This window comes from Pseudogemmobacter sp. W21_MBD1_M6 (assembly GCF_052119585.1).
Classification (GTDB): domain Bacteria; phylum Pseudomonadota; class Alphaproteobacteria; order Rhodobacterales; family Rhodobacteraceae; genus JBGQOJ01.
Genome location: NZ_JBGQOJ010000003.1, coordinates 206,759 through 223,433 on the forward strand (window position 1 = coordinate 206,759; position 16,675 = coordinate 223,433).

11 protein-coding genes, 2 tRNA genes and 1 pseudogene are annotated in these 16,675 nt (G+C 60.5%); 5 read left to right on the forward strand and 9 right to left on the reverse strand.

Annotation, left to right across the window (positions count from 1 at the left end; translation table 11 throughout):
- Positions 1-18: 18 nt before the first annotated feature.
- The 4 genes from ACEN2R_RS06490 to ACEN2R_RS06505 form a co-directional block, all read right to left on the reverse strand.
- Entirely contained in the window at positions 19-801 is a 783-nt protein-coding gene (locus ACEN2R_RS06490) for a DUF2189 domain-containing protein (RefSeq protein ID WP_442040443.1), read from the reverse strand.
- An 82-nt stretch (positions 802-883) separates the two neighbouring features.
- Positions 884-2,008 (reverse strand): peptide chain release factor 2, encoded by a 1,125-nt coding sequence (gene prfB / locus ACEN2R_RS06495; RefSeq protein ID WP_442040410.1) that lies wholly within the window; start codon positions 2,006-2,008, stop codon positions 884-886.
- A gap of 64 nt (positions 2,009-2,072) precedes the next feature.
- Positions 2,073-4,622: a penicillin-binding protein 1A gene (locus ACEN2R_RS06500; RefSeq protein WP_442040412.1), complete on the reverse strand. Its 2,550-nt coding sequence runs from the start codon at positions 4,620-4,622 to the stop codon at positions 2,073-2,075.
- 130 nt (positions 4,623-4,752) lie between these two features.
- The gene (locus ACEN2R_RS06505; RefSeq protein WP_442040414.1) at positions 4,753-5,970 is read right to left on the reverse strand and encodes an N-acetylmuramoyl-L-alanine amidase; all 1,218 of its coding nucleotides are present in this window, start codon (positions 5,968-5,970) and stop codon (positions 4,753-4,755) included.
- A gap of 254 nt (positions 5,971-6,224) precedes the next feature.
- Here ACEN2R_RS06505 and ACEN2R_RS06510 point away from each other — a divergent pair, with 254 nt between their 5' ends.
- Entirely contained in the window at positions 6,225-7,568 is a 1,344-nt protein-coding gene (locus ACEN2R_RS06510) for a M48 family metalloprotease (protein ID WP_442040416.1), read from the forward strand.
- A 15-nt stretch (positions 7,569-7,583) separates the two neighbouring features.
- The gene (locus ACEN2R_RS06515; protein ID WP_442040418.1) at positions 7,584-8,333 is read left to right on the forward strand and encodes a DsbA family protein; all 750 of its coding nucleotides are present in this window, start codon (positions 7,584-7,586) and stop codon (positions 8,331-8,333) included.
- Positions 8,334-8,420: 87 nt separating this feature from the next.
- Here the strand turns inward: ACEN2R_RS06515 and ispG are convergent, their stop codons facing one another.
- From ispG to hemA, 3 genes are all read right to left on the reverse strand, one after another.
- Complete coding sequence (gene ispG / locus ACEN2R_RS06520; protein WP_442040420.1) at positions 8,421-9,566, reverse strand: flavodoxin-dependent (E)-4-hydroxy-3-methylbut-2-enyl-diphosphate synthase; 1,146 nt, start codon at positions 9,564-9,566, stop codon at positions 8,421-8,423.
- Between the two features lie 81 nt (positions 9,567-9,647).
- A complete protein-coding gene (locus ACEN2R_RS06525; protein ID WP_442040422.1) occupies positions 9,648-10,859 on the reverse strand; it encodes a helix-turn-helix domain-containing protein in 1,212 nt (403 codons plus the stop codon).
- A 116-nt stretch (positions 10,860-10,975) separates the two neighbouring features.
- A complete protein-coding gene (gene hemA, locus ACEN2R_RS06530; RefSeq protein ID WP_442040424.1) occupies positions 10,976-12,199 on the reverse strand; it encodes a 5-aminolevulinate synthase in 1,224 nt (407 codons plus the stop codon).
- A gap of 407 nt (positions 12,200-12,606) precedes the next feature.
- On the opposite strand from hemA, the gene ACEN2R_RS06535 reads away from it, so the two are divergent.
- Complete coding sequence (locus ACEN2R_RS06535) at positions 12,607-13,980, forward strand: M20/M25/M40 family metallo-hydrolase (protein WP_442040426.1); 1,374 nt, start codon at positions 12,607-12,609, stop codon at positions 13,978-13,980.
- A 161-nt stretch (positions 13,981-14,141) separates the two neighbouring features.
- Here ACEN2R_RS06535 and ACEN2R_RS06540 read toward each other — a convergent pair.
- Together ACEN2R_RS06540 and ACEN2R_RS06545 are read right to left on the reverse strand one after the other, a co-directional pair.
- Positions 14,142-14,218 (reverse strand) — tRNA-Asp (locus ACEN2R_RS06540).
- A gap of 419 nt (positions 14,219-14,637) precedes the next feature.
- Positions 14,638-14,713 (reverse strand) — tRNA-Val (locus tag ACEN2R_RS06545).
- Positions 14,714-14,959: 246 nt separating this feature from the next.
- On the opposite strand from ACEN2R_RS06545, the pseudogene ACEN2R_RS06550 reads away from it, so the two are divergent.
- Positions 14,960-15,124, forward strand: a pseudogene (locus ACEN2R_RS06550) (DUF6538 domain-containing protein); the annotation flags it as partial.
- Positions 15,125-15,319: 195 nt separating this feature from the next.
- Positions 15,320-16,369 (forward strand): tyrosine-type recombinase/integrase, encoded by a 1,050-nt coding sequence (locus ACEN2R_RS06555; RefSeq protein ID WP_442040445.1) that lies wholly within the window; start codon positions 15,320-15,322, stop codon positions 16,367-16,369.
- The last annotated feature ends 306 nt before the right edge of the window (positions 16,370-16,675 follow it).

The window sequence follows — 16,675 nt, forward strand, 5'->3', positions numbered from 1 at the left end:
CCGGGGAACGTCGGGGTTCTACACCTCGAAATACAGCGCCCTGCGATACAGGTGCCAGGTGGCGTGCCCAAGCACCGGCAGAACCACCAGAAGCCCCAGAAAATAGGGAACCATCCCGATCAGCAGCAGCACCATAACGATGGCCCCCCACAGGATCATCATCGGCAGGTTCGCGGTCACCGTCTGGAAACTGATGATCATGGCGGTGACGAAATCCAGTTCCTTGTCCAGCAACAACGGCAGGCCCATCACGGTGATCGAAAACGTCAGCGCCGCCAGCAACCCGCCCACAACCGACCCGACAGCAAGCATCGTCAGCCCGTTGGGCGTCAGGAAGACGTCAAAGGACGATGTGATATTGGTCATCGTGCTCAGCCCGAGAAACAGCGCGAAAATCATGTGGCCGATGAAGAACCAGAACATGAAGATCAGGATGATAATCGCCGAAAGCGCCGGAATCTGCCGGTCTTTCTGGTGAAGGACAACGCCCAGGACTTCTTTCCAGTGGGGTTTTTCCAGCGCTTCCAGCTTGCGGCTGACCTCGTAAAGGCCGACCGCCGCGAATGGCCCGATCAGCGGAAATCCGAAGGCCGCGAACACCAGCCATGACGTCTGTCCGGTGAACGCCGTCAGCCGCCAAAGCAACAGACCGCCCGCGACATAGATAATGCTGAAGAACAGCCCGAATTCCGGTGCGGCGCGAAAATCACGCAAACCCGCCATCAGGGATGAGGTCAGATCGACGAACCGGATCTTGCCGATGTCAGGCAAGGCCGATGCGGCCGGTAAAGATGTGTTCATCACGGATCAGCTCCTCCCAAAGCTCGCGCGTCGGCGGAGTGTCGCGCGTCGGGGCCCGTGACGTCAAGGGGGCTGCGCCCTGCTATTCGCCCTGTGCTTCGGCGCGGGATTTCCCTGCGACGTCCTTGGCCAGCGTCGCGGCCATGAACTTGTCCAGATCACCGTCCAGCACGCCCTGACTATCCGAGGTTTCCACCCCTGTGCGCAGGTCTTTCACCATCTGGTAGGGTTGCAGGACATACGACCGGATCTGGTTGCCCCAGCCCGCGTCGCCCTTCGCATCATGTTGTTCGTTGATCGCCGCATTCCGGCGATCCAGTTCCATCTGGTACAGCCGCGACTTCAGCGCCTTCATCGCGATGTCGCGGTTCTGGTGCTGCGACTTTTCAGAGCTGGTCACGACAATACCCGTGGGAAAATGGGTGATCCGCACCGCAGAGTCGGTCGTGTTGACGTGCTGCCCGCCCGCCCCCGATGACCGATAGGTGTCCAGACGGATGTCGTTCGGCGCGACCTCGATTTCGATGTTGTCGTCGACAACGGGGTAGACCCAGACAGAGCTGAACGAGGTGTGACGCCGCGCGGCACTGTCATAGGGAGAGATGCGCACAAGCCGATGAACCCCCGATTCAGACTTAAGCCAGCCATAGGCATTCGGCCCGCTGATCTTGTAAGAGGCGGACTTGATGCCCGCTTCCTCGCCTGCGGATTCAGACTGAAGCTCTACCTTGTAGCCCTTCTTTTCCGCCCAACGAACATACATCCGCGCCAGCATACTGGCCCAGTCGCATGATTCCGTGCCGCCGGCACCCGCATTGATTTCAAGGAACGTGTCGTTGGCATCGGCTTCGCCGTCAAGCAGCGCCTCCAGCTCTTTCTCGGCGGCCCGCTTGGCCAGCGTTTTCAGGGCCTCTTCGGCGTCCGCGATGATACCGGCATCGCCTTCCATCTCGCCCATTTCGATCAGCTCGATGTTGTCGGACAGTTCCTGCGCGATGCCCTTGGCTGTCTCTACGGCATCGACAAGGGTCTGACGCTCTCGCATCAGTTTTTGTGCCTTTTCGGAATCGTTCCACAGGTCGGGATCCTCGGCCATGGCGTTGAACTCTTCAAGACGGTGATCGACCGTCTCCCAGTTCAGCCGCTGGCGCAGCAGGGCAATCGACTTTTCGATCGCATCGACCGTGTTTTGCGTGTCTGCACGCATGACTTGCACCCTTGGATATTGTTTCAGACCTGCCTGATACCAACCCTGCCCCGTCGCGGCAAGGTCAGTATAGGCCACCAGAGGAAAGCGTTCCGAAGGTCGCCTTTTTCGGGATCTTCGCAACGCCGCCGGACGAGGTGCGCACCGACGTCGTGGACTGGCTGTCGGTCTCGCCGTTGCTGAACAGTTGCAGGTCCGACCCCATGGCAAAGCCGCCGTCAAAGGTGATGCCGAACATGGGGTCTTCGCCATCGCGGAAATATTCGGCGACGACGTTGTCCCCGGATGCGCCGTCGGACAGGCGGGCACCGGTAAACCGGTCGATATTGATGAAATGCCCCCCCGGAGGAACCTCAAACCGGCCACCACCGTATTTCTGGATCGCCTTTGTCATGAAGTCCGTGAAAACCGTGCCGCACAGGTTGCCGCCATAGGCATGGGCCCCCATAGATCGCGGCTGGTCATAGCCGATATAGCAACCCGCCACGATGTTCGATGTGAACCCGATGAACCAGGCATCCTTGTTGTCGTTCGTGGTGCCGGTCTTGCCCGCGACGGGCACCGGCAGCCTGACGGAGCTTGCTGCGGTTCCGCGCTGCACAACGCCTTCCATCATCGAAGTCAGCTGATAGGCCGTGATCGCGTCGATCACACGCTCGCGGTCGGAAATGATCGTGGGTGCGCGGCCTGAGGGCAGGTCGGCGGTGCCGCAATCAGCGCAGGTGCGGGTGTCATGGCGGTAGATCGTCTTGCCATACCTGTCCTGCACGCGGTCAACCAAGGTCGGCTCGACCCGCTCGCCGCCATTGGCAAACATCGCATAGGAGGCGACCATTTTATAAAGCGTGGTCTCTTCGGCCCCCAAAGCGTTGGACAGGAACGGGTTCATCCGGTCATAGACCCCGAACCGCTCGGCGTAGCGGGCGACGCTTTCCATCCCCACTTCCTGCGCCAAACGCACGGTCATCAGGTTCCGCGACTGCTCGATTCCGGTGCGCAACGGCGTCGGGCCATAGAACTTGTTCGACGAGTTCTTCGGTGTCCAAAGCCCCTGCGCCGTCTCGACCTCGATCGGCGCGTCGATCACGATCGTGGCGGGCGTATAGCCGCTGTCCAGCGCCGCCGCAAACACGAATGGCTTGAAGCTGGAACCGGGCTGACGCGCGGCCTGCGTGGCGCGGTTGAACACGGAATGCTGATACGAGAACCCGCCCTGCATGGAAATCACGCGGCCCGTGTCCACGTCCATCGCCATAAAGCCACCCTGAACCTCTGGCACCTGCCGCAGGGTCCAGCGCACGAATGACCCGTCGCTGTCTGCGGTCATCCGGCGGACGTGGACAATATCGCCGACGCTGACCAGATCGCCCGCCACCTGCGCCTTTTTGCCCAGACGCCCGTCACCCTGACGTTTGCGGGCCCATTGAACGTCCTTTGCCGGAATCCAGTGGCCGTCGGCGTCATCCTCGACGCCCTCGATGCCAATGCGGGCGTCATTATCGCCCACTTCCAGCACCACCGCGACAGACCAGCCCTCGATGTCGCGGGCGATTTTGACATCCGCCAGCGCGTCTCGCCATGTGTCAGCGGTCAACGACTCTGGCGGAAGAACCTTGTTCGTGCCGCGCCAGATGCCCTGCCCGCGGTCAAAGGTTTCCAGACCCGTGCGCAAGGCCTTTGCTGCCTCTGCCTGCATTTCGGGATCGACGGTCGCGCGGATCGTCAGACCACCGGAAAAGAATTCGTCCTGCCCGAAATCGCGGCTCAGCTGGCGGCGGATTTCGTCGGTGAAATAGTCGCGCGGCGGCAGCGCCTGCTTGAACCCGCCGTAATCGCCGTTCTGCACAGACATCAGCGGCGATGCGATCGCCGCGTCATAGGCCTGTTTTGTCAGATACGAGTTCTGGAACATCTCGCGCAACACGAAGTTCCGCCGCTCTGTCGCGCGCGTTTTCTCGCGGACGGGGTGGTAGGTCGACGGGGCCTTGGGCAGCGACGCAAGATACGCCGCCTCTTGTGGTTCAAGGTCGCTCAACGTCTTGTTGAAATAGGTCTGCGCAGCAGCGGCCACGCCGTAACTGTTCTGCCCCAGAAAAATCTCGTTCAGATACAGTTCCAGAATTCTGTCCTTGGACAGGGTCTGTTCAAGCCGTGTTGCAAGGATCAGTTCCTTGATCTTCCGCTCGGCCGAACGGTCGCCGGACAACAGAAAGTTCTTCATCACCTGCTGGGTGATGGTCGAGGCGCCGCGCACGTTCTTGCCGCGACTGGCGACCGCATCAATCGCCGCCGCGATTATGCCGCGGGCATCATAGCCCTTGTGGGTGTAAAAGTTTTTGTCTTCGGCAGAGATGAACGCATCCTTGACCAGATCGGGGATCTCGTCAGAGGGTGCGAACAGCCGCCGTTCCGTCGCGAATTCGTCGATGATCTGCCCTTCGCCCGAATAAATCCGGCTGATCGTGGCAGGCGTATACTGCGCAAGCTGCTCGTGGTTGGGCAGGTCGCGGCCATACATCCAGAAGATCGCGCCAAGGGTGAACGCAGCCGCAAAGACCGCGATGGTCAACCAACTGAAGATAGCGCCGATAAATGAGAATATAGCCCTGATCACAAAGAAATCCTTACCCGTTTGACGCACTATATACGCATCCCGTGCGGCAGGGTCAAAACGAGTCCCGCCGAATTCGGCCAATTCACGCCATGTTTTCCGTCACGTTTAGGCGAGACCGGGGCCACACCGCCTACTGGCGCAACAATCCCGCCTCGGCAGCGTCGCTGACGGCCCAGGATTGCAGCGCCTGCCTGATCCCCATGATTGCGCGCGCGCGCCATTCCGGCGTTTGCAGGTTCTTGATGTCCTGCGGGCTGGACAGAAACCCGACCTCGATCAGGACCGATGGAAAATCGGGAGCCTTGAGCACGGAAAACCCGGCGGACAGGCGCGGTCGCTTGTGCATCCGCCCGATGGAATCGCGCAATGATCTGACCAGATGATCCGCCAGACTGTCGGATCGCGGGGTCGTGTCGCGCCGCGCCATTTCCATCAGCACCGAGGCGATCACGTCATCCTGTTCGGTCAGGTCGATGCCCGCCAGCAGATCGGCGCGGTCATGGCGCTGCGCCAACAATTCGGATGCCTCGTCCGAGGCGCTGCCCGACAAGGTATAGATCGTCGCCCCCGATGCGCCGCCTTCGGCCAGGGCATCGGCGTGCAGCGACAGAAACACATCGGCACCCGCCGCGCGGGCCAAGGTGATGCGGGTTTCCAGCGGAACAAAACTGTCATCCTCGCGGGTCAGCGTCACCTCGAAATTGCCCGCACGAACAAGCGCCTCCTTCAGCTCCAGCGCGAACCGCAGCATCAGATCAGCCTCGGTCAGGCCGTCACGCTCTGCGCCCGGATCAACGCCGCCATGCCCCGGATCCAGCACAACCTGCAACGGGCGGTCGCCCCTTTGCCGTGCCTTGGGGGCCGGAACATTGGCCGGTTCGGGCAGATCCCATTCGGGATCGCGGGGGGCGCCGGTTTTGGCGGCAAACCCCTCGGCGCTGACATCGCCGAGGCGCAGGGTGACCCGCGCCTTGCCCGTCGCGGCATCTGTCGCCATACGGGCCGTGACCAGCGCCATCGGCCCCGCAAGGTCCACAATCATCCGCGACCATCCGGGCCGGAACGTGCCAAAGCGCACGCCGGTCGCATGGGTGGCCTGCAACAGCGCCTCGGGCGACAGACCAGTCCAGTCCACTTCGCGGAAATCAACCACCAGCCGCAGTGGGTCGGCCAGCGTAAACACGCGGTATGGAACCGCCTGTGTCAACGCCAGATCCACCACCAGCCCGCGCCGCGCATCCGTAATCGACGACCCTGCAGGGTCGATGCGGGCAAGGCCGGAAAACCCCTGCCCATGGGCCGTGGCCCCCAAGATCAGGGTCAGGAAAATCACAAGAAAACTGCGCATCGGCCTCTGGTCCTTTTTTCCCGCACTATAGGCCAAACCCCCGCCCCATGAAACGGGCATCTTGCGCCCCCCCGTGCTGCGCCATCATGACGGCTGGATTGATTGGCCCGCCCCGGCACCGGGAATGTCGCACCCGCCGCACCCTGGGCAGCCATCACAATGAAGGGATCAATCCCCACGCGCCTTGAACTCCGCATGTCCGCCTCGTTAGACTGGTCGTGCTGGCGTTGTCCCAGTGCTGACAGGGCAGGTCAATGGCAGTTGGATCACCTTTTAGATGCATCATCGCGGCGGCCGTTCTCTGGGCCGCGGCCGCCTTGCCCGCATCGGCGCAGGGCCTGATCCGCGACGCCGACATAGAACGTGCCCTTGATGAACTGGCCCGCCCGATGATCTCGGGCGCGGGCCTGAGCCCTGCGCAGATCAATGTTCTGGTGATACAGGACAGCGGATTGAACGCCTTTGTCATCGACGGGAAAAACATATTCGTCACCTCGGGCCTGATCCTGAAGCTGAAGCGCGCCGAACAGCTGCAATCCGTTCTGGCGCATGAGGTGGCCCATATCGCCAACGGCCATATCATGCGGCGCGCCGTGAACACCCGCAACGCGAATACCGCCGCGGGCATCGGCGTCGCGTTGGCCGCAGCCGCAGGACTTGCGTCGGGCAACGGGCGGGCTGCAACGGGTCTGGCGCTTGGAACCGCAGGTGCCGCGCAACGCCTGTTGCTGTCGCATACGCGGGCCGAGGAATCCTCGGCGGATCAGGCTGGCATCCGGTATATGGCCGATGCGGGCGCCGACCCCGCCGCCATGCTGGAGGTCCTGGACATCTTTCGCGGTCAAGAGGCGCTATCGGTCGTGCAACAGGACCCCTACGTGCTGTCCCACCCCCTGTGGCGTGACCGCCTGCGCTCGGTCGAAGGATATGCCGCCGCCTACAAGACCCGCGCAAAGACCAACCCGCAGGCCGACTACCTCTTTGCCCGCGCCCAGGGGAAACTTGGCGCGTTCCTCCAGAACCCCGCTGCCACCCTGCGCAAGATCAAATCAGCCGATGCCCCGGATATCGCCCTGATGCGCCGCGCCGTGGCAACGCACCGCAAGCCGGAACCGGCCGAGGCGATCAAACTGGCCAACGCCCTTGTCGCGATGGCCCCGAAAGACGCCTATTATCAAGAACTCCGGGGGCAGATCCTGCTGGAATCCCGTAAATTCCCCGAGGCGGTCGCAGCCTATGCAACCGCCGTCGCCCTGTCGCCCAAACAGCCACTGATCCTTGCGGGCTACGGGCGGGCCTTGCTGGCGCTTGGCACCAAGGACGGGAATTCAAAGGCGCTTGGCGTGCTGGAAACCGCCCGCGCCCGCGACCCCTTCGATCCGCGTCTGCTGCGCGATCTGGCGGTGGCCTACGCCAAGGCGGGGCAAAACGGCATGGCCTCGCTGGTCACCGCCGAACGCTATGCCCTGAATGGCCGGCTGAAAGACGCCAGCACACATGCCACCCGCGCATCCGGATTGTTGCCGCGCGGATCAAGCGCTTGGCAAAGGGCGCAAGATATGATGTTGACTGCTGCCGATGCAGCAAAAATAAAATGAACGGAGACTGAACGCATGACTCGCCTGACCCTTGTCGCAGCTTTCGCGGCCCTGACCCTCGCGACACCCGCGCTGGCCTTTGATGTGACGGCGATGACCGACACGGAACGCGCCGCACTGCGCGCGGAAATCCGCACCTACCTTGTGGAAAACCCCGAGGTACTGGTCGAAGCGATCAACGCGCTTGAATCCCGTCAGGCAGAAGCACAGGTCAATGGCGACCAGACGCTGGTCGAGGTCAACAAGGACGCGATCTTTGACGACGGGTATTCCTGGGTCGGCGGCAACCCGGATGGCGACCTGACCCTGGTCGAGTTCTCGGACTACCGCTGTGGCTATTGCCGCAAAGCCCACCCCGAGGTCGCGGAGCTGGTCGCAGGCGATGGCAACATCCGCTACATCATCAAGGAATTCCCGATCCTCGGGCCGCAATCGCTGCTATCTTCGCAATTCGCCATAGCCGTCAAACAGATCCACGGCGACGACCTCTACAAACAGGCCCATGACGCCTTGATCACCCTGCGCGCCGACGCGACCCCTGAAAGCCTTGCAAAACTCGCCGCTGACCTTGGCCTTGATCCCGCGCCTGTGCTGGCCGCGATGGCGGGGCCAGAGGTGGCAAAGGTAATCGACGACACCCGCGCATTGGCCAACCGGCTACAGATCAACGGCACACCGACCTTCGTGATGGCAGACCAATTGCTGCGCGGCTATGTGCCACTCGAGGGCATGCAACAGATCGCTGCCGAGATCCGCAAACAATAGAACAAAGGGGCTGCACATCCTGCGGCCCCCTTGCCGTTCTTCCTTCTGAAAATATCCGCGCCGCAGGCATCCGGCCCGCAGGGCGGATTATTCAGCAGCCTCAGCTTCGGTGGCCGCCGCCTCGATCTGAGCCGCCTCGATCTGCGCCGCCTTCGCTTCGCATTGCTCGACGATGTGGTCGACCATCTGCTCGTTCGACAGCTTGTGGCTTTGCTTTCCCGCCAGATAGACCATGCCGGACCCGGCCCCGCCGCCCGTGAACCCGACGTCGGTCATCAGCGCCTCGCCGGGGCCATTCACCACGCACCCGATGATCGACAGCGACATCGGCGTCTTGATATGGGCCAGCCGGTCTTCCAGTGCCGACACCGTCTTGATCACGTCGAACCCCTGCCGCGCGCAGCTGGGACAGGAGATGATCGTGATCCCGCGGTGCCGCAACCCCAGCGATTTCAGGATCTCATAACCGACCTTGACCTCTTCCACCGGATCGGCGGACAGGCTGACGCGGATCGTGTCGCCAATACCCATCCACAAAAGGTTGCCAAGGCCGATGGCCGATTTGATCGTCCCCGACGTCAGCCCGCCCGCCTCGGTGATGCCAAGGTGGATCGGCGCATCGGTGGCCTCTGCCAGTTGCTGATAGGCCGCGGCGGCCATGAACACGTCGGATGCCTTCACGCTGATCTTGAACGCGTGGAAATCGTTGTCCTGAAGGATCTTGATATGGTCCATGCCGCTTTCGACCATCGCGTCGGGGCACGGCTCGCCGTATTTTTCCAGCAGGTGGCGTTCCAGTGATCCGGCGTTCACGCCGATGCGGATCGAACACCCGTGATCGCGCGCGGCCTTGATGACCTCTTTCACCCGCTTCTCGTCGCCGATATTGCCCGGATTGATCCGAAGACAAGCAGCCCCCGCCTCTGCGGCCTCGATCGCGCGTTTGTAGTGGAAATGGATATCGGCCACGATCGGCACCGGGCTTTCGGCGCATATCTCGCGCAGAGCGCGGGTGCTGCTTTCATCGGGCGTCGAGATGCGGACGATATCCGCCCCTGCTTCGACACAGGCCATCACCTGCGCCAGCGTCGCCCTGACATCCGAGGTATCGGTATTGGTCATTGTCTGCACCGCAATCGGCGCATCGCCCCCGACAGGGACGTTCCCAACCATGATCTGGCGGGATTTGCGGCGGTAAATATTGCGCCAGGGGCGAACGTGGTTCAGCGACATGGAACATGGCCTTTTATGTCTATCGGGCGTTACGTCCTAGATAGACCCTGACCAGACCACTGGCAACGCGGAACGCGGTGATTATTCCGTGACCGGCACGGTTTGCGCCTGTGCGACATTCACGATCTTTGCCAGATCGGAATCCGTTGCGATATCGGCCACGGTATAGGCGCCTGTCAGCATTTCGGGCGACAGCGCGACATTCTTGGCGGTCGATGTGCCTGTACCGGCGGGACCATAGGTTTGCCCCGCTACCTTGAAATAGACCGAACCGGAGTTGCCCGCGCGCAGCATTGGCGGCTCTTCGCTTTTCGGAAGGGCGTATTCTTCGCCCGCATCAAGGATTTTCTCGAAGATCACCGTGCCATCGGCACCACGAACCCGCACCCACGCGGGGCGCACGGCAAGAAGGATCACGTCAGCCGCCTGCGGCTCGATGACCTGAACGGCGGGCCCGGCTGCCGGCACGTCATCCGACGCGGCCACCAAAGAGACAAGCCTGTCCCGGCCTTCGACAACAAACGCACCCGACGCGGATGGATCAAGCGCCGCAATCGGCCCGTCACGGGCCACCAGAACGGGCACATCCAGCGCCTGCGGACGGTAAAGACGGTCCATCGCCTCGATCGCCGGCGCCTCGAACCCGGCAGATGGCGCGGTTGGCCCGTTGATACCAGCGGCAAGGGCGATTTCTGTCCCGCCCAGCGGGTCAAGATCCGACGTCACGCCCGGAGCCTGATCAATGGGAGAGAGTTGAACCTTTTGCACTTCCTGCAACACGGCCCATCCGCCGTAGCCAAGCCCGCCGATCAGCATCAACAGCACCGCGACAGACCCCAGCGCACCGGGTTCGATATTGGCAAAGACTTTCTGTTTGCGCGGCACGAAGGTCGCGTTGGGATTGGCAAAGGGGTCTCGGTCATCGTTCGACCGATAGGTCATCTTCGCAGGCTTTGGCGAAGATGCCATCGCCGACATCCCGTGCGCGGTGGCAAAGTTGCCCTCTTCGCAGAATTTCGTATAGGCCCATTCGGGATCAATCGTCAGATACCGCGCGTAGGACCGCACATATCCAGCAATGAACCCCGGTGTTTCAAAGGCCAGGGGGTCGGCGTTCTCGATCGCGGCAATATAGGCTGCCTTGATCTTCAGCTCTCGCTGGACGTCCAGCAGGGATTTTCCAAGGGTGGCACGCTCGCCGCGCATGATGTCGCCAAGCCGCAGATCGAAATCGTCAAAGCCCTTCGGCTCTGTGACTTCTGCTATCTTAGGCGCAAAAATACGCCCGATCATATGATCTGCCCGGTATAAGCCACTGCATGTCCCCAACTGGCTGACGATTCGAAGATGTGCCAACCTATTAAGCGAACATTACCATAGCACAAGGCGATTTGCACCCGTGGAAAGGCCTACCCCGCAAGGTCGGCACGATTCAGCGCACATTGCGCCCACAGACTGTCCATCGCCTTGACCAACCGGTCCATTTCACCGCCCTGATGAACCGGTGACGGGGTAAAGCGCAGGCGCTCGGTGCCGCGCGGGACGGTTGGAAAATTGATCGGCTGGACGTAGATTCCGAAATCCTCCAGCAGGCGATCGGACAGCATCTTGCACTTGACCGGGTTGCCCACATGAACGGGCACGATGTGGCTGCCGTGGTCAATGATCGGCAGGCCCTGCGCCTTTAGCCGCATTTTAAGAATGCGCGCCTGAAGCTGCTGTTGATCCCGCAATTCCTGATGCGTTTTCAGATATTTGACCGATGCCGCAGCCCCGGCCGCAATCGCGGGCGGCAACGAGGTGGTAAAGATGAAACCGGGCGCATAGGACCGGATCGCATCAACCATCCTGGCACTGGCCGCGATATACCCGCCCATCACGCCATACGCCTTGGCCAATGTGCCGTTGATGATGTCGATGCGGTGCATCAGCCCGTCACGCTCTGCAACCCCTGCCCCGCGCGGGCCATACATGCCCACCGCGTGAACCTCGTCGATATAGGTCAGCGCGCCGAATTCATCGGCCAGATCGCAAATCGCCTCGATCGGGCCAAAATCGCCATCCATCGAATAGATCGATTCAAAGGCGATGACTTTTGGCGCATCGGGGTCAAGCTTTTCCAGCAGCGCGCGCAGATGCGCCACGTCGTTGTGCCGGAAGATATGCTTTTCCGCGCGCGAGCGGCGAATCCCCTCGATCATCGAGGCATGGTTCAGCTCGTCCGAGAGGATGATCAGACCGGGAAACAGATGCGGTAGCGTCGAAAGCGTAGCGTCATTGGCGATATAGGCAGAGGTAAAGACCAGCGCCGCCTCTTTCTGGTGCAGGTCGGCCAGCTCAGCCTCGAGGCGTTTGTGATAAACGGTCGTGCCGGAAATGTTCCGCGTCCCGCCAGACCCCGCGCCGGTGGCGTCAAGTGCCTCGTGCATCGCGGACAGCACCTCGGCGTTCTGGCCCATGCCAAGGTAATCGTTGCCGCACCAGACCGTGATCGGCTGCTGCTCTCCGTCGGGACGGCGCCATTTGGCCTGCGGAAAGGCGCCTTTCTGGCGCTCGATATCAATAAAGGTCCGGTACCGGCCTTCGTCGTGTAGTCGCGCAATGGCCGCATCAAGCTTCGCGTTATAATCCAAGCGAAGTCCTCCCTAACAAGTTTCTCTACGGGCCGGACCCCGCGTCTGCATGCATATAAATGCATATGTCGTATCAGGCGAGGCTACAAATTGCCGCGACCCCGCGAAATGATCCATATCAAGCGGATGCAATAACCTTGCAGGCGCGTTTTTCGATATGCGCGGCACCATCGTTGCAGGCCGTCGCGTCATGGTTCCTTCGGCAAGGCAACCAGACGAATCACCTGGATGCCCCTGTCCCGCAGAAAGGGCCGCAACAGGCCCTCGGCCAAGCCCCCGCCCGGTTTTCCGTTCCACGGACCGCAATGCCCCGATCCTAACGCGCCTGTCTCAGGCTGACCACCCCACTGGACACGGCCCCACCGCCTGATACGCTCTGCGCATATCCCATTGCAGGAGCTTGCCCAATGTCCCTTGACGCCGTCCTGACCCGCATCGACCAGGATCTTCCCGAAGCCACCGACCGCCTGCTGGACCTGCTGCGGATCCGGTCCATCTCCACCGACCCGGCGTATCAGGCTGACTGCGTCGCTGCCGCCGAATGGCTGGTGCGCGACCTGACAGATCTGGGCTTTGATGCCGGCGTAAGGCCGACAACCGGCCACCCGATGGTTGTCGCGCGATCAAAGGGGCCGGGGCGGCATGTGCTGTTCTATGGACACTACGATGTGCAGCCGGTCGATCCGCTCAACCTGTGGAACCGCGATCCCTTTGATCCGGCAATCGAGGACACCGCAAAGGGCAAGGTCATACGCGGGCGCGGCGCGTCCGATGACAAGGGCCAATTGATGACATTCGTTGAGGCGTGCCGCGCCTGGAAGGCGGTTCACGGCTCCCTGCCCGGCAACCTGACAATCTTTTTCGAAGGAGAAGAGGAATCCGGTTCACCCAGCCTGATCCCCTTTCTGATCGAGAACAAAGAAGAGCTGAGCGCAGAGGTCGCCCTGATCTGCGATACCGGCCTGTTCGAGTCGACCTCTCCCGCGATCGTCACGATGCTGCGGGGATTACTGGGCGAGGAGGTTGTGATCAAAGGCCCGAACAAGGATCTGCATTCCGGCATGTACGGCGGCGCGGCGATGAACCCGATCCGGGTTCTGTCACGGATCATCGCGGCCCTGCATGACGATACGGGCCGGATCACCGTGCCGGACTTCTATGACGGCGTGACCGAACTGCCCGATGCCATTCGCGCCCAGTGGCAGAACCTTGCCTTTGACCATGCCAGATTTCTTGGAGATGTCGGGTTGTCACAGCCTGCGGGCGAACAGGACCGCACCCCGCTGGAAATGATCTGGTCGCGCCCGACCTGCGAAGTGAACGGCATCTGGGGCGGCTATACCGGCGACGGGTTCAAAACCGTCCTGCCATCCGAAGCGCATGCCAAGATCAGTTTCCGCCTTGTCGGAACACAGGACCCGCACAAGATCCGGGACAGTTTTCGCGCCTTTGTCCGCGCAATGCTACCGCCCGACTGCGAGGTTGAATTCCACGACCACGGCGCCAGCCCGGCCAGCCAGATGGAAATCAGTGACCCCGCCTTTGAGATCGCCCGCAAGGCGCTGACCGAAGAATGGGCGCGGGCTGCGTCTTATGTCGGATGCGGCGGATCAATTCCCATCGCGGGGTATTTCAAAAGTATCCTGGGTATGGATTCGATGCTGTTGGGGTTCGGCAAGGACGATGACCAGATCCATTCTCCGAACGAGAAATATGATCTGGAAAGTTTTCACAAGGGAATCCGCAGCTGGGCGCGCATCCTGTCTGCCCTTGAGGACTGATGTTTGCCATTCTTCTCGGTTCAAATACTCTCGCGCGAAGCGCGTAATATCCTTTTCAAGGATCTTGCCTGCGGCGCGGATATTTTCAGAACAAAGAAGGGCAAAACAAAAGAAAGCTGGCCCTGTGAGGGGGCCAATTTCTTTACCGGTAAAAGTAAAAGTGGCGCGGTTGACGGGGCTCGAACCCGCGACCCCCGGCGTGACAGGCCGGTACTCTAACCAACTGAGCTACAACCGCTAATGCCCACCCGAGGTCTCGCCTCAAGCGTGAGGTGCGTAATATGCACCATTGCCACGACCGTCAAGCGCCAGATAGCGCTAATTTCAACTCTGTGAAAAAGAATGAAGTCAGAGCGGCGCTCATTGGCGATCAAACGCGCATTTCTGCTTTGGCAAAGGCCCCATTAAGTCCTGTTCGGCCCGCCCGCCCCCTGATCCGTCAGGATCAGGGGGCATTCTCGCGCCCCGGAACCGATGTTTGTGGAATCACCCAGAAACGCCAGATGAATTATGAACTGTCGACGCAGGCGATCTGGACGGGACGCGCGCAGGACCGCGCTGATGGCCCATGCCTTTTGTGTGGTCGCCTGTCGCATATCGTGCAGACGCGTTCGACTGGCATGGCCACACGGTATGTCCGGATTGAAAGGCGGTAAGTGGTGGGTAATGACGGGCTCGAACCGCCGACATCTTCGGTGTAAACGAAGCGCTCTACCAACTGAGCTAATCACCCACTGACGCGCTATTAGCCCGAAGCGCGGGGCGCATGCAACCCCTTTAAAGACAAAAAGCGCACCAATTTTCATGGTGCGCTTTTCAGGAATGAGGTGGTGGGTGATAAGGGATTACAAACCAAGCAGTCACTTTCCCCAATGTTTGTTGACAATCAGATGGTTACGGATGAAATATTGGTCTGAATGGTTGGTCTGAATGGGGTTTGATCGTGGCAGGAAAAAGCAATAAGGGTGCCCAGCGCCGCATGACGCTGAAGGGCCAAACATGGTGGTTCAAGCGTGACATTCCGCACGATTGCCGCGCTGTCCTTGATGGAAAGACCGCTTGGCTGCGGAGCCTTGAAACTGCAGATGTGCGGATTGCTCAAGGGCGGCGGGACATTCTGGAGATAGAGACGGGCCGCATGTTTGCAGACATCCGCGCTGGCAGATGGAAAGGCCCAGCGGGGCCATCAGCAAGTGATCGTGGCAACCTTTGGAGGGAGGCCTTGTCGGCCCTTTCAGTGGGCCATGAGGCTGACACAGACCAAGTTGGATCAAGGCAAAGTAGAACCCCAACTAATGAGGAACTCCAATTGGGATGGTCACTTACGCCGGAGGAGGCTGTGCCAGATGATCTGGAGATTGCGAGACACGCAGAGGAAGCCGAGAGGGAAGCCTTTCGCGGGGCACCCAAGCGGGCCTATGAGGATGCCTTACTGGCGCATGTTCCGGTTGACCATTTTCTTGATGCCTATTTCAACGGAGCAAAGCTGGCACAGAAGACTAAGAATGCGCGTCGCGGGCTTATCAACCAGTTTGCCCGATGGTGTGTTGAAGAGAAGCTGACACTGGACCGAATAGACCGCCGCATCATAGGGCGATACGTCACGCAACGAATTGACGCCATGCATCCAACAACGGCCTATGCACATCTGATCGCCCTAAGACATTACTGGGTTTATCTTCATGCCCGTGGCCATATCTCAAACGGGGATGACAAAGGGGGGGCATGGGTCGGCCAGCAAATCAAAGACAACAGCAGGAGGGTAGAACGTGGCAGCCAAGACACTGAACGTCCGTTCACTGCGGAAGAGGTCATCACGTTGATACACTCCCCCTACCCTGTTCGTCAAAGGCCAGAGTTTCAGGAGCAAATCATGGACGCCTTAAAGATGTCGCTCCTCTCTGGAATGCGGATGGCTGAGGTGCTGACTTTGTGGGCTGGAGAGGTGCATGATGGCGTGTTCGACATCCAGCAGGGCAAGACCGACGCGGCAGCACGGAGGGTGCCAATCCATCCTGACCTCGTTGAAATTGTTGAACGAAGGACTAAAGGCAAAGGACCGGAGGAATGGCTATTCCATGAGCTACAGAATGAGCGTGACGCTGGCGATACATTCGGCAAGAGGTTCCACCGTTACCGTCTGAAGCTGGGCGTAGACGATAAGCATGCTGACAGGCGAAGGAGTTTGGTCAACTTCCATTCAGCCCGTCGATGGTTCGTACAGTCAGCCCGAGATGCGGGGCACCCAAGTGAAACCGTCGGGGACGTGGTGGGGCACGTTCCAAACAAGAGGGACATCACTTTTGGAGTCTACACACGGGGAGCGTCTGAGGCCCACAAACGGCAATGCGTAGAAAGCTTGAAGTTGCCCATAGCCGAGGCCCCCTAGCGGAGCATGTGCCCCGCCCAAGATGCCCTGCGTCTAGGTCAGGTATTGCGGCTCAATTTGATATATCCAAGCTGAATAGCCTGCCGAAAAGGCATCTGCCCGAAGCCCTGAGCGGTAAGGTCTAGTCGCCCCCCCAACCACCTAGTCGGCTGAACTTAATGCCCGCGTCATACAAAGCCTCCTCCACATTTGGGGGGTCAACCTTATCAGCAGACATGGCAAAATCTTCGTATCCGTCCGGTCTGACTGCCCTGCCTGCGTGATGGAGTGGGTGATAGTGTCCACCAAAGAAGTGGACATCTTGAG

Excerpts from the sequence above, each read along its gene's own strand:
- ACEN2R_RS06535 (WP_442040426.1), top strand. The coding sequence starts at position 12,607 with ATGTCCCTTGACGCCGTCCTGACCCGCATCGACCAGGATCTTCCCGAA.
- ACEN2R_RS06510 (WP_442040416.1), top strand. The coding sequence starts at position 6,225 with ATGGCAGTTGGATCACCTTTTAGATGCATCATCGCGGCGGCCGTTCTC.
- ACEN2R_RS06505 (WP_442040414.1), bottom strand. The coding sequence starts at position 5,970 with ATGCGCAGTTTTCTTGTGATTTTCCTGACCCTGATCTTGGGGGCCACG.
- ACEN2R_RS06525 (WP_442040422.1), bottom strand. The coding sequence starts at position 10,859 with ATGATCGGGCGTATTTTTGCGCCTAAGATAGCAGAAGTCACAGAGCCG.
- ACEN2R_RS06515 (WP_442040418.1), top strand. The coding sequence starts at position 7,584 with ATGACTCGCCTGACCCTTGTCGCAGCTTTCGCGGCCCTGACCCTCGCG.
- prfB (WP_442040410.1), bottom strand. The coding sequence starts at position 2,008 with ATGCGTGCAGACACGCAAAACACGGTCGATGCGATCGAAAAGTCGATT.
- ispG (WP_442040420.1), bottom strand. The coding sequence starts at position 9,566 with ATGTCGCTGAACCACGTTCGCCCCTGGCGCAATATTTACCGCCGCAAA.
- ACEN2R_RS06490 (WP_442040443.1), bottom strand. The coding sequence starts at position 801 with ATGAACACATCTTTACCGGCCGCATCGGCCTTGCCTGACATCGGCAAG.